Origin of the sequence: Enterococcus sp. DIV1059_2 (genome assembly GCF_051713685.1) — a bacterium.
In the GTDB taxonomy this organism is placed as follows: Bacteria; Bacillota; Bacilli; order Lactobacillales; family Enterococcaceae; genus Enterococcus_D; species Enterococcus_D casseliflavus.
Genome location: NZ_JBIOQK010000002.1, coordinates 66,965 through 86,253 on the forward strand (window position 1 = coordinate 66,965; position 19,289 = coordinate 86,253).

A 19,289-nucleotide genomic window follows, 5' to 3' on the forward strand; every position below is an offset into this window, starting at 1 on the left:
TCGTTTTATATTTCTAATTCCCAGAATTTTCGATTTGCTTTAACTGGTACATTGACTTTTGTAATGATAAAACTCCGCTCATCTCTTCTTAAGTCATACTTAAAGACACCACTTACATCTACGACCATTCCTTCTTTTAGCAAATCCCTGTAAGTTGTTTGCTTCTTCCTGAATACAATTTCTTCGTTATACGTGTCAGGAAATACTACTGAAGAAACGACTTCGTTTTTAAAGGAGAAATCAATAAATGCCATTGGGTCTCCTTTTTTAGTGATAATTTCTTTAATTGTAGAAACAATGGCTTTCCCCTTTACGGTTTGTCCATCAGGTACGCTCAAATCTATATCTTCTCCAATGCCATCAAGTGGATGTCCTGAAAAATAAAAGCCTAAGTAGTATTTTTCTTTTTCAAGTTTTGCTACGTTGTTAAATACATCAATCTCTCCATAAGCCTTATTAGCATTTTCGGCGTCTCCTTTAGATACAAAAGCATCAGCCAAAATTTCCATCCTATTAACCGTTCTTGGATAAAATGAGTCAAATACCCCAGAAAGAGACAATGTTTCAATATTCTTTTTATTAATAGCATTCTTGCCACTTCTTAATGAGTAATCAGATAATGAGGAATATGGCTGGTTAGCTACAATTTCATCTATGGCGGCTTTACCTAGATTATTGACCGATTCTAACCCCATCCGAATGGTATTGAAGCCTTCAATGGAATAGCCAAGTTTTGACCGATTAATGTCCGGTGGTAAGATTTTAATGCCATGATTTTTAGCATCCTCAATGTATTTCACTACTTTTTTCTTTTTGGCTGCATTGACTGTAAGGAGGGAAGTGAAGAATTCTAAAGGATATCTTGCTTTAAAATATGCTGTTTGGCTAGCTACAAAGGCATATGCAGCCGCATGAGACCGGTTGAATCCATAGGCTCCAAATGGTCTAATCTCTTCGCAAATCTTGTCAGAAAGCTCCTCAGAGTGCCCATTACGCATTAGTGAGGTTTTCAGTTCATTTAACGCCTTATCAAGTAACTCTACTTTCTTCTTACCGATGGCTTTCCTTAAAACATCAGATTCACCTTTGGAGTATCCGGCCATTACCTGAGACAACATCATTACTTGCTCTTGGTAAATCAATATTCCGAATGTATTTTTGGTGAATTGCTCATATTCTTCACTCAGATAGGTAATTTTTTCTGTGCCATTCGCTCTTCTTTGATACGCAGGAATATTTGCCATTGGACCTGGTCTATACAAAGCAACACCAGCAATTACAGATTCGAAATCAACTTTCTTAAGACCTCTGAATACACCCTTCATTCCATCTGACTCTAATTGGAAAATACCATCAGTGTCACCCTTTTGAATTAATTCAAAAACTTTAGGGTCATCAAAGAAGGAGTAATTGTTAACATCAATTGCGCTACCATGTTTTTCTTCGACTAATGCTCTTGCACCTTCAATAACAGAAAGGTTCTTTAAACCAAGTAAGTCAAACTTTATAAATCCTATAGATTCAAGTTCTGGTCCCTCGTATTGAGAAACTATCTCTTCGTTCTTCCCACGCATTAAGGGAATTGAATCCATAAGACTATCTGTCGATACAACAATTGCACAAGCATGTACAGAAGAAGTTTTCGGCATACTTTCTGTTTCTAAAGCTAGTTCAAGTAAATCAGGATATTTTTCCATAAATTCTCCGACTTCTGGAACTTGTAGAAGTGCATCTTCCAATTTCATTTGGTCTGGAATCTTTTTGTTTAATTCATTGATTTCTTCGTGGTTTATACCAAGGACTCTACCGATATCCTTCAACACTGATTTACAGGCCATCGTTATATAGGTCCCCACTTGGGTCACTTTGTCGTGCCCATATTTATTTCCAAGATAATCAATTACTTCTGCACGTCTCGTTCCATCAACATCCGAGTCCACATCTGGAAAGCCAGGTCGTTCTGGATTAAGAAATCTTTCAAATAGCAAATCCCAACGAATAGGGTCAATGTTCGTCACACCGAGAGAATAGGCCACTAAACTTCCAGCTGCAGAACCACGTCCAGGACCAGTCAAAATATTTTTCTCATGACAGAAATTTAGAAAGTCCCATACAATAACAAAATAGGCAGAAATCTTTTTATTTCTTATTACCTCTAATTCGTAATACAGTCGCTCATGATATAAATTCCAATCCATCTTCCCGGTTTGGTCATTCATGAAACGCATAAATAATCCCTGTTCAGCAAGCTTCATTAAATAAGTATCGTAGTCTTCTCCTTCTGGTATTTCACATACAGGATAGCGCCAGTCATTATCATCCAAAATGGTGACCTTCGTTCGATGAGCTAAGTCATAGGCATTTTGTAGAGCTTCTTGAGGAATACCGTTATCTAAAAACTCTTGCGGATGCATGAAGTAGCATGAGTCATATACAGAAATGTCATTGTCATCATCGTCTTCTTTCCCCTTGTTTATGTTCATAAGTTGCTTATGAATAGCTAACTCATCGTGTGTTACCATATGAACATCGCTCGTTGCGATTAAGGGAATACCCATTTCCTTGGACCACTCAATCAAGACTTTGTTTACATGCCATTGTTCAGGTTGCTTAGAGGGTTGAATTTCAAAATAAAATTCATCAAAAGCGTTCTTATAAAGTTCAACTTCTTTTTTCGCCTCTTCTATTTTTCCTTTCATAATCAACTGGGGAATGGTTCCACCTAAACAAGCACTTGTAGCTGCAATACCTTTTCCATATTTGGCTATGTCTCCATAATCTATCCGGGGCTTTTTATAAAACCCTTCTAAATGAGCGATGTTGTTCAAAGCTATTAAGTTTCGATATCCTTCGTCATTTAGCGCAATTAGAAGTAGATGAGATATACTTGGAAACCATTGAAAGTAATTACTTCTTGCTGCATCGCCTTCAATACCTAGTACGTTCTCCATCAACACTCTATCCGAAGCAATTTGTAAGTAAGGTTTCTTTTCTTTGGCTTTGAGTTCGGATAATGGACGTTTTTCTCCCATCGCTAATGCCAATTCCTCATAGTCTCTTTCTAGAATTTCAAGAGCTTTGGTTTGAATATGCGGCTTGGCTTCAGTTAGAAATTTCTTCATTGTACTTTTAGGGCTTATTTCTAATACATTGCTGAAGTTCTCTGAATGGGAAGAAAATTCTTCCTTTGAAAAGAGTTTGAATATGTACTGCTCTTTTCCTTTTTTGTTTAAAATCGCTGTTCCTTCATCATCAGTTAAAATTGTATAGTTAACAGACTCAAAGTCCGCTTTTTTAAATGTTTTATCTGGAGTAATGTATGCTTCCATTCCAAAAACAGGTTTAATACCATTTTCTTTACAAAGGTTATTAAACTCAGGATGAGCAGCCATTGTTCCGTGGTCAGAGATACCTAGCGAGTCCATCCCCCATTCCAATGCCTTTTCAATCGCCTTATCAATTCTCATGTATCCATCTAGCAAGGAACCTTTAGGCGTGTGTGTATGCAAGTGAGTAAATTGAACTGGATTAGTTAACGACATATTTTTCCACCTCTGAAATCGCATTTTGAAGATTGTTCAAAAGCGTAAGACTTGATTTTCTATACCAGACTTCATCAAATTCATTAAGTATTTCTCCATGGTAGGCCCTAACTTTTCCCGTTTCATTAAGCTCTGATGTTATTCTCACTTCATAACCTGGATACATAAGATTTAAAGATTCTCGAAACAAGTTTAAACTTGCCGCTCTACCTTCTTCCGTATCCTCAAAAACTCCTTTATTATCTAAAACCCAACATCTATTCAAACTCATCTGTTAGCCTCCTTAGTGCTTTATATTAATTTGAGTAATCTGAGTGAATCAAAAAGTCCATAGCAAATTTGATTAGAAATAAAAAAAAGACTCTCAGAATAAAGAGTCTAATTTTTCTATTCAAAAAATGTTCTAGTGATATCCTCTGAAACCCCAATGAATTTGATTTGGTTTAATTCCTGTATATCCTTTAATGATTCTTGGATATCTTTCAAAAGTTCGTCGTAAGACTTCTTTGAAGACACTGAAGTTTGAAAACTTTCTATTCTCTCAATGATTTGGTCTATAGAAGCTTTTTCCTTTTTTAGGAGAATCTTTTCTTGAATCTTTTGACCGACTTCCATGGATTTTGTGTTGTGATAGATAGAATACGTACCATTCTCAACCATTATTGATTCTCTTCTCTTTACACATTCCAACAAACTATCCAAAGAGATGGGTTCTCCGAAAGGTATGTCCTTGAACTCAGATTCAATATTGTCTATTCCAACGTTTATATGGCTCAGATACATTGGCTTAGCCGCATGAATGTGTCCATGGACTGAGAATATTTTCTTTCTGGGTCCAGTTAATAGTCCAAAATGATTCAAATAAAGGGTGTAACCTTCTACAATTAAGCGTTCACCCGAAGGACAAAACTGAATTTTCGCCTTTGAGCCTTCACTGTTGTTTTTAAAATAATTCTCTAGCCTTCTCCCACTTTTGTGAGAGTCATGGTTGCCAGCAATCCATACAATAGAGCCATTTAATTGATTGATAATATCAATACATGCTCTATATGAATTATGCAAGAAGAAATCTCCCAAATGATAAACAGTATCCTCTTCATTTACCACTTTATTCCATGATTTTATTATTGCTTTATCCATTTCATGGGTATCTTTGAAAATTTTTCGCTTCTCTTCAAAGCCGTTTGGACCACAGATATTTTTGTGTCCAAAATGTGTATCCGAGGTAAAGAAAATGTTCATCTTAACGCTCCATTTCTTCTGCTAGTTTATTATAGTAGATAGGAATCTTTAATTCATCGGTTCCTATACTACTTCGTCGAATAAATACTTTATCTCCATAAAGTTCACTACATGCCTTTTCTAGCATTTTTTGAACACGAGATAACTGATAAAAAATAATGTTAGGGCTTATATTGTCAAAGTAGGACTCAATACTATGAGTCAAACTATTTATTTTACAATTTATTTCCTCATTGTCGTAATTATTCGCCGTCTCTTCAATCGCTCTTATGATTTTAACCGTTTCAAATTCTGATGAAGAAAGACTATTATCAATTGCATAATCGAAATAGAATGTCATTTCATCATATTCAGACCTTACAAAGGTTTCAAAAACAAAGTAGTTTACCAAAAATTTTCCTCCTATTATGAGAGAATAAATTTAAGGAGTACAGAAAAGTTCAAATCCGTACTCGTTAAAAATATTTTCTATCTGATTGTATGTGTAAAGACCTGATAAGTAGCGCTTCTCCGAGAATTTAGTAGCTTTGTTAAATAAACATCCGGATTTATACTTGCCTTCATTTATTTCTTTTAATACACTCCAGATATTACTTGAAATCATCTTAGCTTCCTCATCAAGAGTGTAAACCCTACATTTACATAATTTTTTATTTAAAATTTTATTATTAAAACTCCTAGGCTTAAGAGTTAAACTCATTAGCCAATGGAAAAGAATAGTCTTCATTTAATTGTCCCTTTTCCAGAAATCTTCATTTTTGAATACTCTTTAGCCAATGAATCGCAGACATGATTTTCTCTTCGTGGTATATATTCTAGTTCGAAACTACCTAACTGATAAAGTATCCCTAAAATACTGCTCTTGATTCTAGCTTGTATAGGGTTATTTGTAAGTCGAGAACCATAAAGATGTTCAATAACCGTTTGGCTGTCAGTTTTCACAACTAAGTGTATGTCGTCTAAGCTGTCAAACATCTCTTTAATATTGGAAAGTAATAAATAAACTCCTTCAAATTCTGGAATATGACAGTTTGTTGCCATAATTTCATTTCTAAATTCGTAGAAAGTTTCCAATACTGAACCCCCGCTTGAAATGAGAGTATCATTATCTAACAATTGATAAGAGCATCCTGCACCTAAAAACTTTAAGCTTTCATCCTGACCTTTTCTAAAATCATCATTACCTATAACAGAGCCATCAATATATCCTGTAAGTTGTTTTAAACCTTTATTTCGCTTATCTGAATTATAGAAAAGAGAAGCTGAAAAATTCCCAGCTTCTGTCTTTTCAATCTTTGAATGCATTATGCTACTCCCTCAGCAGGAGAATCGATATTATCCGCATGTCTTACTGTAACAGCTTCTTCTGACTCCTTAACGAGCTCTTTTCGAGCATCTGTCAAAGCTGTCCAGTCTTCTTCACTAATCTCCCCAAACTCTTTGATGAAGCCCTTGAAGGATAAGAAAGAAGTCATATAAGGATTTTTAGGATTTTCGATGGTAAGTAAGTGTAGGATGTCACTTCTTTTAGCAAAATAAGTTTTGGTGGACGAATTACTTGTATTGAAAAATACGGCCATTTCACTAATTGGTTCACAATTGATTAACTTGTTTACAAAACCAAAAATAATATTCGCAGCTGTCATATTGGCATGAATATTTTGTGGAGCAGATACTGCGTGTTCTGCACAAGATTCTTCCGAGGGAAGTTTATCCTTTGGTCGCATCGACTCTGGAAAAATTTCCATAGGATTCGGGAAAGTAGCTCTTGAGCTAGTTACAATTAGTTTATTATCATCCTTATCAAGAGCTCTAAATAAGGAAAGCTTATTTCCAATATTTTGATTCGGTGCAAAAACAACTTGACCAGCTCGTTCTTCATTTCCCGAAGAAATAAAATCAGTTGGGCATCGAGTAAAATTAGATACAGCAGTTTTAAGAAAATGTCTCGTTTTTGTATTATCCACACAATCAATGACCACGACACGCATTTGTTTTACAGACCCATTATCAGGATTCTGAAACACACTACTAGTAATATTTTGCAAATATTCATTTACTTGCATTACACTCTCGATATACTCTTCGATATACGAAATAGGCACACCAAATGATTTCGCATATCTTGTAGCGAGAACTTTTGCTTTATTTTTGCCAATATCATTGGGAATGAAGTTTTGCCGTGTTAAATTCTTTTCCTCTACATCATCTGCATCGATGACTGTGATTGTATGAGGTCGAAATCCTTGGCCTTTCATCACTTGGTTTGATAATGAGACTTGACGAGCAAGGTTAGGCAGAAGGTACCCGCCAGTGCCCCCTGCGCCTACTACTAAAAAGTGATACGTAGTTTGTTCTTCCGGTTGAAATTGTAAAACCTTTTCTAATGTAATTTCCATTACTTTACATCCCCTTAATTATACATTGTCGTTAGAATAGTTCTTAATGCTTCTTTGTTAGGATTCTTAGTGATTGCCTCAACTAAGTTCTCCGAAAACAATTGAGCATCATCTTCAATAGCCTTCATTTCTTCTTCCTGTTCTTTAGTTAACGTTTGGTCATAATCGACACCTAGATTAAATTCAATATCCATACAACTCACAAGCGTAGATAATGGACCGTTTGCCATTTCTTTTACGATATTATCTACATCTAACTGTTCTTTATAAGGCAGTTGGTTATAATTTTCATAAATGCCTATCTCTCCGAAATCTTCGTAAGAACCTTGATAGGCATAATTACCTCCAATAGAGTCTTCAAACAAATCTACTTGTTGAACATCATTTAACTCTTCTACCCCATTTACCGTTTTTATTCCCCTTGGGTTTGTTCCCACGTTTGGATACCCTAGATTTCTCCCAGTTGTCCCATTCGGAGTCATCCCAATCCCAGGAGTCCCTACCGACTTTTTTCCAGCCGCTGTACCTCCGTAGAATCCGCCATAGTTGTATGCGACAAATGATGGATGATGTTGCTTTTCTAACCATTCTGATGGATATTCAGCACGTTCAAAAGGCCCATCGTAATCCTTAGTTAGTGTCTCAGTTTTAACTTCTCCATTAGCCTCTTGTGAATAAGATGCATTTTGGTCTAAATCAGAAACAATAGATTCAGGTAAAAACGAACCTTCTAAACTACTCACTGTAATAGTTGTTTTTGTTGTTTCAAATTTTTCTTGTACTTGAGTAATTTGAGGCCAGTCAATTAAAAGAGATGGGGATAGTTTGTTCATCTTCTTATCCCCTTCACACCATCGGAACTCAAAACGAATTTGGTCAGAAGTAATTTTCCCTAAAACTAGATAAAACTGAGGGTAATTCTCATTTGAATCATCAGTGCCAGACCAAAATGCATCCATAGTATGATGACTATGAGTTTCTAATAAAGGTGACATGTTTTGTCGGAACCAAGCAATTTCTTCACCACGAGTGTTTACACCAGATTCGAAGTTTGTTTCTGCGCTGCTATTGCGTTGGAATGGACAAAAAACAATTAGTTGTCCGTCTTGAACGACTCCATCATAATTAGGTACTGGAACATTGTTGTGATTCCAATAGAAATTTGCACAAGCTTCCGTTTTGTCCTTAGCGTGAACATCACGATAAAAGGTAAGAATTTGAACAATATATTTCATAGGGATTTTGGGAACAAGCAAAATAGCTTCTTCTTTCATATCCGGTACTCCAGGGATTTTAGCGTCGCTAATTTTTTGAATAAATAGCGCTACTGGCGTTTTACGTACACGGAAAATACCATTTCCAGCACTTACAATCGTCACTTCTTTTTCGTATTCAGCGACCGGTGCAAATTTTCTATCTTGAGTTTCAGCTAAGAATTTTTGTTGAAAAGCAATAAGCTCTGGGGTTAATTCCACAGGCTTTGGTGCAGGTGCTTTATAAGCCCCAACTAAAGGGGTGTTTTTTGATTGATACATTAATATCTCTCCATTTCATTATTATAATCGGTCAAAGACATGCTTAATTGATTGGTTTGCAGTTCGAAGATTAGAAAGCATATAACTCAGGATTTCTTCAGTAGATTTATTTTCCTGCTTATAGAAGTAATCTGATGCTTCAAGATAATCTGTTGGTGATTGAATCTGACTTCCTGAACGTCTTCTTGAGCTAGGATTATCTAAACCACTACTAAATCTACTCCACTCTAAATCACGGTTTGTGTTTGACCCCATAAACTGAGTGAAAATACTTTGGATAGAACGAACAGAAGTAAACTGAGGATTAAAGCTACCCCAACAAATGCTTCCATTGTCAAACACATTCGGAAGCGGACAAACATACAAAGTATCTTGTTCAGATAAAATTTGATGTTGTAAACTAAACACATACGAGCTTCTAATTTCACGACGATTTTCACCAATTTTCCTTACTTTAATAAACCAAATTAAATAAGGAACAGCTGTTTCAAAATCTTCAGGGTCTTCATCCCCGCAAAAATGATTAGTAATAATCTTTTGTGGAGGAGTTACGTAAATGTACTTTTCAATATCACCTGATGTAGTGTACTTTAGTAAACCAGAGTCGCCAGGTAGTAACGGACTTTCGAAAGAAGCGTAAGAATTAAAAGCCATTCCTAATTGTTCAAATGAGATAATTTTCTCAGAATTAATTCCTGAATTATTGGTTTGAATCGTGGCGATGCCAGATTCATTTAATTTTATAGTTGTTTCTTGCATGGTTAATTTCCTCCATAATCGTTCTAGTTTCGAATAACAAAAGGCATAGTTCCATCTGGTCCCATAACAGGTATCAACATACTTGGTGTAGGTACAACATTTTCAAATGAATGAATTAGTTCATATCCAACAGTCTGTATCTTAGAATTATCGATAAACTCTCCTTCTTCAAATTCATGTCTATTTTCTAGGTCCCTATGTTTTACAGTTAGTACAGGGGGTGTCCCACCAATATTTACTTTAAACTCGGAACTGGTTCTGACTTCCTGATTGTCTTCCTCTTCAAAGAAGAACGAAATTTGTCCATGGTCATCTTCTGTGAAAGACACACCTTCATAAAGGTTGTTTTCCACTTCTAAAGTTCCAGTTATTTCGTCAAATGAGAAATGCTCTTGTGCAAATAACATTTCGTAAGTTTGATTCATAAACCATTTTTCTGCATTTGACAAATCGATATTGTATTCCTGTCTAAGAACTTCCATAAACAATTCTGTATTTATTGCACATACATAATCGTTCTCCATCTCATGCTCTTGATAATATCCGTCAGTCGATTTATCTACTTTTCCTACATACTTGAATGTAGCTTCATAGGTATAGCCTTCAATAACTGACTCAAATGGAATTGGCGGTAAAATAATCCAAGGCTCTTCTTCATCATTAACATTAGAGTAGACGTTAAAATACAAACCTCTATCACTGAAATCTTCCCAAATCAGCAATTTATCTACATTGGTTTGACTCATAAATTTCTTCATTTCATCGGTTAAAAACTCATCAGTATTGGATACAACCTTGTTCTTCAAATAATCAGAAAAGGCGGCTCTTCCCTTGTTGATATTTTCATTAATGAAACGAATTTGATTTGCACGATATTCATTCAAAGCATTTAATAGTTGTTCATATTTTAAGACTAACAAGTCAGTTGCAATTTGCACATAAATCATTATCATTGTGTAATCGACAATACAAGTCCAGTCACCTACATCATAAGTTTTATCTATGGTAAAACCATGAGTTCCAAATGATTCTGCACTGTGCCACCCACTACTTTCTGAAAAGATAGTTCGATGATTTAAAATCTCGATTAATGTATTTAGCATTGAAAGTTCGTCTTCAGATAATTCTCCCTCAACAATTTCCTTCCAAATAGGATTGTCTTGATGGATTTGAGCTAGGTGCAAAGCACGTAACTGATTCTTACCTTTAAAAGTAAAGTTATATGTTCTTTCTTCTAAACCTGTAGAAAAAGAAAAATTATCAGTATTGATATGAAGTGAAATCAATTGTGTCAAATAGTCACTGGCAGAATCATAATCAAACATAGAACCACTAAAGATTGTGTTGTCTTTATTAAGACCAAAATAATCTTTTAGATGACTTTTGATAGTTGGATTTACAGACAATTTAACTTCTCTATTTTGTTCAGCGATTTGCTCTGTTGAAGCCATCGATAAGGCCAAAAAATAATTCGATACTTCTAATGATTCTCGAAAATTACTTAGTTGTGTCGCATCGTAAATATTAACCATTTACTTGGAACTCTCCTTTCTAAATAAAATCATCCTCGTCGTCAATAGGAATGCTGATACTCTGTACCATTGAAATTCTACTGGTTAAATCTCTAACTTTTCGATAATCCTGGTCCTGTAGACGCACAAGCTGTTCTTTATAGTTATCCACAACTGTTTGAAGAGCTGCGACAAGATTTAACTTAAGTGTGCCGAATTCAATTTTTTCTTCCACCGAAAGAGCACTAAACTCCTCGAAAGACAATTTGGAAAATCTTTCAAATAATGTTTTCCCTTCTTCATCAAGTAGTAAGAATACTTCTTCCTTAGGAATAGGAGCTGCTAAGATATTTTCTACCCTTTTTTTTGAATTATTGAAGAATGTAAGAACATTGCTAACAATAGCTTTTTGAACATTAATTTGGTTTTCATCAGCTGATTGTCCTACTGATTCCAGCCTTGTCATAAGTAATAAATTTTTTTGTTCATCTGATATACTATTTGGACTCTTCAAAAGTTCGCTTTTTTCTAAAAATTGACCAATAGTTTCGTAATCATACATAACGCCACCTCATTTTTTTTAAAAATAGAGAGAGTGTCCTAAAGACCGACTCTCTCTATAATGGAAAAAGAATATTAAATTCCTTTAGTCCCAGATTTAGCTGCAAATGTAATTGAACGTACACCGTTTGCTACAGTTTCGGTTACATCAGCGTTTGAAATTTCTGGATAGGTCAACGCAAGCAATGTTTTTGCTTGGTCAGCCGTAGTGCCAGCAGGCAAAGGAATAATACTGTTTTGATAAACCGCTTGTACGGTATCTGCACCTTTTGTCCCAGACTTAGCTGCAAACGTGATTGAACGCACACCGTTTGCTACAGTTTCAGTCACATCAGCATTTGAAATTTCTGGATAAGTTAAAGCCAACAATGTTTTTGCTTGGTCAGCTGTTGTTCCAGCAGGCAATGGGATGATACTGTTTTGATAGACCGCTTGAACGCTATCTGCACCTTTTGTACCAGACTTAGCAGTAAATGCTATAGTTCGTACACCATTTACAACTGATTCATTTACATCAGCATTCGAAATTTCAGGATAAGTCAATGCAAGCAATGTTTTTGCTTGGTCAGCTGTCGTTCCAGCAGGCAATGGGATGGTACTGTTTTGGTAAACAGCTTGGACTGTATCTGCACCTTTTGTACCAGATTTAACAGTGAATTCAGTTGTTACATCTCCAGTAACTGGGTCCATAGACTGTGTGTATTCTGCATTTGCGATTTCAGGATAAGTACTAGCCAATAATGTACGAGCATTTTCAACTGTTACTCCTGCAGGGATTTCAATTACGTTACCTTGGTACTTCAAAATATTTTTTGACATGTCAAATTCCTCCAATAATTTTGTTTTTGGTCTTTTGCTAACTTCTTCAGTACACCAGCGCAACCAGGTGTAGACACTGCCATAATGGCAATGTTTCGTTTTAAGAACCCTTTAATTCCTATGGGCGTAGCCCCTCTAGAATCCTATTTCTAGTGGCAATGCTACTCTGAGTTCATTTTGGAGAATGACGTCTTCCGACAAAATTGCAACTGCACGACCACAACCTTGACACACTGAGAGGTAACATCCTTCTCCAGCTTCAAGTAATGCTTCATCAGAGGCAACGGTTAATTCTGTTTGACAATCCGGACATTTACTTTGAAAATCGGTCACATAAAGAACAGCTCTAACATTCATATAATCACCTTTTTTTTATTTATTTTTCCTTTTGAATAATGGGCGTAGCCCCTCTCGACTAATCATAAATAAAACCCACCCAATCAATTTGTAAACACCAAAAAAATAAAAATACGCAAAAAAAAAGAAGGATTTCCTCATCCTTCTTTAATCTTTATATTCAAATTTCATCAACAATAGGCTTTTTACGTCCTACTCGGCTGGAAAGTGGGTGTGTTTCTTCGTTATGAATGAACATACCCAATACCTTACCAGAACCAGGCGAAGCAGGTTCACCATTTAAACATATTTTGGTTTGGTCATTACTTTGCCAAAAGGCTACATCGTGTTTTCTTTGTTTTAGCCCAATAGAACGATTCAATTCTGAAGAAGCATAATGTCCAAAGACAATAACTTTTCCTGTGTGATTCTTCTTGTTAGACATATCCTGTTCATCCAGGAAAAATCTGTCAACACTTGTGGTTTTCCATGCAGCATCAAGATTTATTGAAGCTGGGCAAAAAATAAAGTTATAATTGTCGTACCATAATCTTGTTTCAAGAAAGAGATTATAAAGGGGAAGATTCATCTCTTGTAAATTTTCCAACGGGTATCCTAACTGTCTTGAAATTGAATCAACAAGTTCCATTGTATCATCAACTTCAGAATCATTTAACTTTTCTTGTAATAAGTATTTAACGATAAGTGTTTCATTGTAACCTCTCAAAAATATCGTTTTTCTATCTGAGCTTCTTAGCAGCAACATGTATTTTGCCATTTCAACAAAACCGGGGTCCCCACTAAAATAATTTCCTAAGAAAACGATACCATATTGAGACATATCCACCTCTTGATATCCTTCATTTTTTCTAGCCAACAAATATCTGACTTCGTTAACACAGTTGTTGCTGTCACCAATTACATGTAAAACTGTTGCCTTTTTCTCTAAGACAGGTTCAGCTGTTACAACTGCTTCGCCTTGAGAAACCTTCAATGAAACCAACTCTTCTTTATCCATAATTTTTACCATGCTTTTTGCTCCTTCAGCCTATATAAATGTTAGTGGTCGAAACGTGTTTAAAAAATTACTTAAAGCCTGAAGAATTGTTAATTACGTCAGTCTCAAGCGATAAAGTGATTATATATAAAAAATGACAAAAATTCAAAGGCCTTTGGAGCCAAAAAACGGCTCAAATGAGAACTATTTCTTTACAGAAAACTTACAATCAGCGTTATTAAAGGATATCAACCGTTTTTTAATATACTGATATAATAGAATTCTCATAATTTAGTTTAATTACTAATCAAACTTTTACTTTTTGAACGTTTACATTCTTATGTTTTATAAAAATTATTTTATTGTTAGTGTCGAGATTAAGGAGAAATATCCTTATAGTAGCAGTTGTAGTCCCAAAAAAATGAAGTATATAGCATATATATCTTTTGCAAAAAAAATTTGCTATTTATATTTTTTTAATCTTACGCTCATTATATTACTGTAATGCATCAATAATGGCTGTTAACTTTCATTTAACAAACCGGTATTTTCTACCCCCTCATGTTTATTACTTTTTTTATTACTAACTTTATTTAAAAATTTGTTGAAATAAGTATTATCTGGTAGAATGAAAGAAAAAAGATTTAAAGGAGAACACTAATGCCCAAATTTGTTGAACCTCTTATTTTCTCTGTGACAAATGGTAAAGGCGGTTCAGGGAAATCAACTACTGTAGCAGCATTATCAACTATATCAGCAAAACGTAATTATGAAACTTGCGCTATGGATTTGGACCAGCAAGACCAAATTAAAGACTTACTTTTAGGTACAGAGAATACTGAAGATATTGTCAGTTCTGATTTCTTAAAGCAAAATATTCAAAGTAATGAAATCAAAGAAAACCTAGATTTAATTACTTTCGGACCATCACTTTATGGGTTCGAACCAAAGGTAGCCCTTCAGGTAATCAAACCTCTTAGAGCTATGCTCAAATCCTTACCTTATGACATTATATTTATTGATAATCCTCCAGGCTTGCAACCTGCATCCCTAGCAGGCATCGGTGTCGCCGACTATGCATTAATCAGTACTCAAACCCATCACCTATCTGTAAAAGGAATAAGTGAACAATTAGATACTATTTATCGAATTCAGCAGCAAACGGATAGCCAAGTGCAAATGGCAGGCATCCTTGCAACAATGAGAGATAGAAACAATCACAACAAACGTAAATTAGCTGAAATTCAAGAGACTTACGGTGCAAGTGTATTTAAAACAGTGGTACCAGCTCGTGTCGTAGCTCAGGATTGGAGCGAATACGGAATCTCAGAGAAAGGCTCAGATAATTCAATTCTTCTTAATGTCTATTATGCAGATGCATTTAAAGAACTTATGGACCGTGTTGATGTTTTGTCTGGAAAGGGTAAGAAATAATGGCTAAAAAATTTGAATTTGATAATATCGAAATGCCGGCTTTAAACGATTTCCATGACAAATCAAAAGATACTGTTAAATCTAACGCATTTGGATTCATGAATACAAGCCAACCACAATTTTCTTTAGAATCATTGATTAGAACAAGTTCAACTAGAATCACCTTTAATTTAAAAGACACATCGATTGGCTTGCTAAAAACGTTCGCTCGCTCTAAAGATTTGAAATTCAGTGATTTGGTCGATATTGCGATTCTGAGACTATTGGAAGAACAAGGGGTCGCAGTTGAGGAAGCTGGGAAGGAAATATTTCCTTTTTTCAAAGCAGAAAAAGAATTGAGAAAATGGTTCAAAATGCGCCCTTCAAAATTTGAGGATAATGAAAACTTTGAACTCCGAGATGATTATCTTGAACCTAAGTTCTTTAAAAAAATTGGTGTAACTAATGAAAGAGAACTATACCAAAAAGTAACTGCTTTGAATAAAGAAATTAACGAACTTCCCCAATCACTATCTATTTTAACTGCAGAGAGCCTGGGGACTGATTTATCTTCGATGAGAGCCTTGTTGGTTACTCAAGCAGCAACGATAAAAGGTCATCTAGAATCCTTAATCGAAAACAAATAACAAAATAAAGAGACAGGATTTTTCCTGTCTCTCGACTTATCTATGGCATAAAAATTGTAATAATTGTATAAATTGCCTGTTTGCAGATTGTTTATTGATAATAGTACCTGATGAATGTATAATTATTTACGCATAATAATTTACGGCCCACTTAGCGGAAACTAAGAGGGCTTTTTTTTCATATCAATTGGAAAAGAGCAACTTGTTAGTCTATTCCATGTTACGATTCAATTAATCGTAACTTTTAGAAACAAGTATAACTGTATGAATTACGAGATACTCTTTTACCATACACTGACAGATAACATGAACCTGACTGACTTCATACTCAAATGAAAATGGGTTTATCATGTGTTAAGAAGTTATGAGATTAGTTATCAATGCATTTAGTTTAATCACTCTAATTAATAAAAACCTATTTCGAGGAAAGGTATTAATAAATTCAGAGAATACTTTTTACTTCTGCTAAAATACCTAGCCGGTTTTGCTCCTTCAATCTTACATTGTGATAAGCATTAGTAGTTAAAGCATACGCATCTGGGTAAATTCTTGTAAGAATACCAGAATTAGTATACGCCATAGGAAAGCCACTTTCATCATACTTCTCTATCTTAACTGTGTCACCGACAGAGAGAATTTCTTTTTCAGGACTAACTACACGGATTATCTTAACAGTCGTATTCAATGGGATGTACTTGGGATTTAGTTCTTCTAAATTGACTTTTTTAAGTATCTTTTCTGAAGCACTACTATCTGTTGCTTGCTCAATATGAAATTGGCATTGAGATAAAAACAAAAACCGTTCTGTATCTGTATAAATAAGTGATTTTAGGAACTCAAACATCTTTATCCTCCTAGATTTAATTTATTTTTAACGGGAAATTTAGCCATTTTCTGGACATATGATTATGCCTTCTACTCTTAAAATCTATCTCAAAATAATCAAGCTGAATAAATGAATTTAAGTTATTAAGTGATAAATTGTCCTTTGTATATTCCAGTTGAAATAGCAGTAGATTCTTGTCATACAAAATATCTGATATGAAATTACCTCCATAGATAAAATCAGGAGAATCTCTAAGTCCACGGCCAATATCATTTCCCCAGTATTTGTTCATGTAACCGTTAAATTCAATAGATAATGTAAATTCTGTAAAATAATCATACTCCTTAAAATCTTCTAGATTAAAAATAGCGTCAGAAATATCAACTATCTCATAATTCTTGCCAACAAACTTTTTTATTGAAAGGTAGTTTGTATCTATGCTTCGAGTACTTCTAGTTTTCACTTTTATTTCCAAAAAAATGCTCAATCTATTGCTAAGAGAACGACCCCAACCTTCATGCATCTTGAAACTCCGTAATACAATATTCATCCATATTAATCTTAAATAGAATTCCTAAAAGTATTGATTGATTAATTTCTGCAGAGTCAATCACCTTATTCAAAGTGAATTTAAATGCTTGATGTTCATCATCTAGTTCAGCGGCCATACTTAAATAACAATCATATAATTCAGATACAGTCTTTTTTTCAGTATCTGTTAATTTAATTGCTACTTCGAATAGTTCTTCCTCTAAATCAAGTTTCTTAATTAATGGAATAATTAAATCATGCAAAACTTCTTCTCCCCTTTTAAATACTTGTAATAGCTTTAGGAATAAACACACTAAGTTTCTTGTTTGGTAATCGCAATTTATTTATTCCCATAACTTCATTAAGTACCTCTTTCTTAAACATAAGAGAAGTCACTTCTTTGTGTTGACGGTAGTCATCAATACTGACATCATTGATTACCGAGACAACAACTACAGGCGACACTTGAGCTTTGGAACGGACCATAACAACATCTCCGGGAGCCAGATTACTAAATATCGGAGTATTGGGAACACGCCAATAAAACTCCTTCTGTTTAAAAACTCCATTCTTATTGATGTGGTATCCACTAATTAATCTTAATTTCATAACTTCCTTCCACCCTTCTTTATTTACCTCTATTCCCGTTCAATTTATATGTCAATATAATAAGTATGACATATCTTTCTGCTAGCCATTGATTTACTGGAAAGCGAAACACCTTTCTCAATATTTCTGATAGTTGATTTGCTATCTAGATTTTTTAAATAATTGAGGTCTAGAGATACTCGTGTAGAAGGTAGATAAATGTTCTTTTCAGAAGAAGAGCCTGACCCGATAATTGAGTATTGTTTTCCTTCAATCTCAACTTCACCAATAAAGAAGCCCGCTCTTAAGATATCGTGGTTATCTTTGAAAAATATAGGAACATGATTCTCCACAGTGAACCCTCCTGTTTTTAATACATATCTTTTAAATCGTTAGCAATTTTTGTTAGAGCCTTTCCTAAAAGATTTTCTCCTTGCCAAGTAGTTTCAGTTAAAGCTCTTTTATCCGTTGCTCTTAAGCCTATACCCCATACCTTGTCATAGGGAGATGCTTCAACAAATGTCTTCCCTTCATAAGATAATAGTACCTGCAACAATTTTCTGTTTTGTGTAAATTTCAAGTAGTTACCCTTCAATACAATAGCGTACTTGTATTTATCCCATGTCTTTTCATCAAAGTTCTTAACTTTTCTTCCAAGTGCTTTAATTTTTTTAGGGTCTGGTTCACGAAGTATTAAACTAGCTGTATGATTATCTTTAAACAAAACAGCCTTTTGAAACATCATCCATTGCTCTGTTGTGCTGAAGATACGTCCGTCTGCTTGGAAGCTTGCAGGGAACCATTGGCTAAAAACTTCTTTTCCAAGAGATTTACCGTCTCCAGTATGTCCCCAAAAGAATACATAATCTGACATTGGTTTTCCTCCTTAAATCTTTAAATATGTTACTTGCGTATTTTTAGTTCCACTTAAAATATTTTCCCAAACACCATTTCCTAATCCACAACCGATATAACAAGGTGCAAATAAGGGTAATTTATATTGTACCGACAAGCTCATAGCTCTATTAATATTGTTGATTAACAGTTGCTCATCAGTATACTTAACATTCTTGTCTCGACCATAGGAGAACTGGCTAAAAGAGTTCAAGAAAAATAAATTAGTATCGACTTTTACTAAATGCATCTTTCCTAATAAATTATCTGCCGTATTCAGAGAACAAACCTTTAAATATCTTTCTTTTACTATCGGATACTTTGTAGCGATGGATTTTGCGATTCCAGAATTCATTTTTCCTTTACAGTTGACCTGCTGGATGATGATACCTTCTTTGATATTAAGGATATTACCTTCAACTATGATACCCATTATACGAGCCCTCCAGAAGCATTTAATTCAATAACTGGGTCATGAAGTAAATCTAATACAATAAGAACGATGCTCCCGTCAGATTTTGTAAGTTTCAACAAATTAACCTGAGGGTATTCCAGCTTAGTTATGTTTTTGATTTCTTTGTTGCATGATGGTGAGTTTATCTTTACATCATAAACGATATAGCTTGTTCTGATATCTACCATGAGTAGGCCCCCCTTTTTATGTAGTTCCCTCTCAGAATAAGAGGGAA

General features: G+C 34.7%; 22 protein-coding genes. 2 read left to right on the plus strand and 20 right to left on the minus strand.

Annotation, left to right across the window (positions count from 1 at the left end):
* Positions 1-5: 5 nt before the first annotated feature.
* From IGI72_RS18525 to IGI72_RS18580, 12 genes are all read right to left on the minus strand, one after another.
* Positions 6-3,542 carry a DNA polymerase III subunit alpha gene (locus IGI72_RS18525; protein WP_438755258.1) on the minus strand — a complete coding sequence of 1,179 codons (3,537 nt, stop codon included), beginning with the start codon at positions 3,540-3,542 and terminating at the stop codon, positions 6-8.
* Entirely contained in the window at positions 3,529-3,813 is a 285-nt protein-coding gene (locus IGI72_RS18530) for a hypothetical protein (protein ID WP_086373310.1), read from the minus strand. The genes IGI72_RS18525 and IGI72_RS18530 overlap by 14 nt, the downstream gene beginning before the upstream one ends.
* A 116-nt stretch (positions 3,814-3,929) precedes the next feature.
* Positions 3,930-4,784, minus strand: a complete 855-nt coding sequence (locus IGI72_RS18535) for a metallophosphoesterase (RefSeq protein ID WP_438755260.1) — start codon at positions 4,782-4,784, stop codon at positions 3,930-3,932.
* Position 4,785: 1 nt separating this feature from the next.
* The gene (locus IGI72_RS18540; protein ID WP_438755262.1) at positions 4,786-5,175 is read right to left on the minus strand and encodes a hypothetical protein; all 390 of its coding nucleotides are present in this window, start codon (positions 5,173-5,175) and stop codon (positions 4,786-4,788) included.
* 332 nt (positions 5,176-5,507) lie between these two features.
* Entirely contained in the window at positions 5,508-6,089 is a 582-nt protein-coding gene (locus IGI72_RS18545) for a reverse transcriptase-like protein (protein WP_086373306.1), read from the minus strand.
* Complete coding sequence (locus tag IGI72_RS18550) at positions 6,089-7,183, minus strand: ThiF family adenylyltransferase (protein WP_438755264.1); 1,095 nt, start codon at positions 7,181-7,183, stop codon at positions 6,089-6,091. The genes IGI72_RS18545 and IGI72_RS18550 overlap by 1 nt, the downstream gene beginning before the upstream one ends.
* Positions 7,184-7,197: 14 nt before the next feature.
* Positions 7,198-8,718, minus strand: coding sequence for a Mov34/MPN/PAD-1 family protein (locus IGI72_RS18555; protein WP_438755266.1), 1,521 nt, complete (start codon positions 8,716-8,718; stop codon positions 7,198-7,200).
* A 21-nt stretch (positions 8,719-8,739) separates the two neighbouring features.
* Positions 8,740-9,477: a hypothetical protein gene (locus IGI72_RS18560; RefSeq protein ID WP_086373303.1), complete on the minus strand. Its 738-nt coding sequence runs from the start codon at positions 9,475-9,477 to the stop codon at positions 8,740-8,742.
* 23 nt (positions 9,478-9,500) lie between these two features.
* Positions 9,501-11,009, minus strand: a complete 1,509-nt coding sequence (locus IGI72_RS18565) for a hypothetical protein (RefSeq protein ID WP_438755268.1) — start codon at positions 11,007-11,009, stop codon at positions 9,501-9,503.
* A 19-nt stretch (positions 11,010-11,028) separates the two neighbouring features.
* Positions 11,029-11,550, minus strand: coding sequence for a hypothetical protein (locus IGI72_RS18570; RefSeq protein ID WP_438755270.1), 522 nt, complete (start codon positions 11,548-11,550; stop codon positions 11,029-11,031).
* 74 nt (positions 11,551-11,624) lie between these two features.
* Positions 11,625-12,368: a hypothetical protein gene (locus IGI72_RS18575; RefSeq protein WP_413155930.1), complete on the minus strand. Its 744-nt coding sequence runs from the start codon at positions 12,366-12,368 to the stop codon at positions 11,625-11,627.
* Positions 12,369-12,885: 517 nt separating this feature from the next.
* Positions 12,886-13,734: a hypothetical protein gene (locus IGI72_RS18580; RefSeq protein ID WP_438755272.1), complete on the minus strand. Its 849-nt coding sequence runs from the start codon at positions 13,732-13,734 to the stop codon at positions 12,886-12,888.
* Positions 13,735-14,361: 627 nt separating this feature from the next.
* Here IGI72_RS18580 and IGI72_RS18585 point away from each other — a divergent pair.
* The gene (locus IGI72_RS18585; protein WP_086373297.1) at positions 14,362-15,135 is read left to right on the plus strand and encodes a ParA family protein; all 774 of its coding nucleotides are present in this window, start codon (positions 14,362-14,364) and stop codon (positions 15,133-15,135) included.
* The gene (locus IGI72_RS18590; protein WP_438755274.1) at positions 15,135-15,761 is read left to right on the plus strand and encodes a hypothetical protein; all 627 of its coding nucleotides are present in this window, start codon (positions 15,135-15,137) and stop codon (positions 15,759-15,761) included. Before IGI72_RS18585 ends, IGI72_RS18590 begins: the two co-directional genes overlap by 1 nt.
* Positions 15,762-16,203: 442 nt before the next feature.
* Here the strand turns inward: IGI72_RS18590 and IGI72_RS18595 are convergent, their stop codons facing one another.
* The 8 genes from IGI72_RS18595 to IGI72_RS18630 are packed head-to-tail and all read right to left on the minus strand — an operon-like array spanning position 16,204 to position 19,242.
* Positions 16,204-16,605 (minus strand): hypothetical protein, encoded by a 402-nt coding sequence (locus IGI72_RS18595; RefSeq protein WP_438755276.1) that lies wholly within the window; start codon positions 16,603-16,605, stop codon positions 16,204-16,206.
* 16 nt (positions 16,606-16,621) lie between these two features.
* Positions 16,622-17,110 carry a hypothetical protein gene (locus tag IGI72_RS18600; protein WP_438755277.1) on the minus strand — a complete coding sequence of 163 codons (489 nt, stop codon included), beginning with the start codon at positions 17,108-17,110 and terminating at the stop codon, positions 16,622-16,624.
* Positions 17,103-17,381 (minus strand): hypothetical protein, encoded by a 279-nt coding sequence (locus tag IGI72_RS18605; RefSeq protein ID WP_438755279.1) that lies wholly within the window; start codon positions 17,379-17,381, stop codon positions 17,103-17,105. The genes IGI72_RS18600 and IGI72_RS18605 overlap by 8 nt, the downstream gene beginning before the upstream one ends.
* Before the next feature lie 16 nt (positions 17,382-17,397).
* Positions 17,398-17,727: a DUF5839 family protein gene (locus IGI72_RS18610; RefSeq protein ID WP_086373292.1), complete on the minus strand. Its 330-nt coding sequence runs from the start codon at positions 17,725-17,727 to the stop codon at positions 17,398-17,400.
* Between the two features lie 44 nt (positions 17,728-17,771).
* The gene (locus tag IGI72_RS18615) at positions 17,772-18,059 is read right to left on the minus strand and encodes a hypothetical protein (RefSeq protein WP_086373291.1); all 288 of its coding nucleotides are present in this window, start codon (positions 18,057-18,059) and stop codon (positions 17,772-17,774) included.
* 17 nt (positions 18,060-18,076) lie between these two features.
* Positions 18,077-18,580, minus strand: a complete 504-nt coding sequence (locus IGI72_RS18620; protein WP_086373290.1) for an NADAR family protein — start codon at positions 18,578-18,580, stop codon at positions 18,077-18,079.
* A 12-nt stretch (positions 18,581-18,592) separates the two neighbouring features.
* Positions 18,593-19,033, minus strand: coding sequence for a macro domain-containing protein (locus IGI72_RS18625; RefSeq protein WP_086373289.1), 441 nt, complete (start codon positions 19,031-19,033; stop codon positions 18,593-18,595).
* Entirely contained in the window at positions 19,033-19,242 is a 210-nt protein-coding gene (locus IGI72_RS18630) for a hypothetical protein (protein ID WP_086373288.1), read from the minus strand. The genes IGI72_RS18625 and IGI72_RS18630 overlap by 1 nt, the downstream gene beginning before the upstream one ends.
* Between the last annotated feature and the right edge of the window lie 47 nt (positions 19,243-19,289).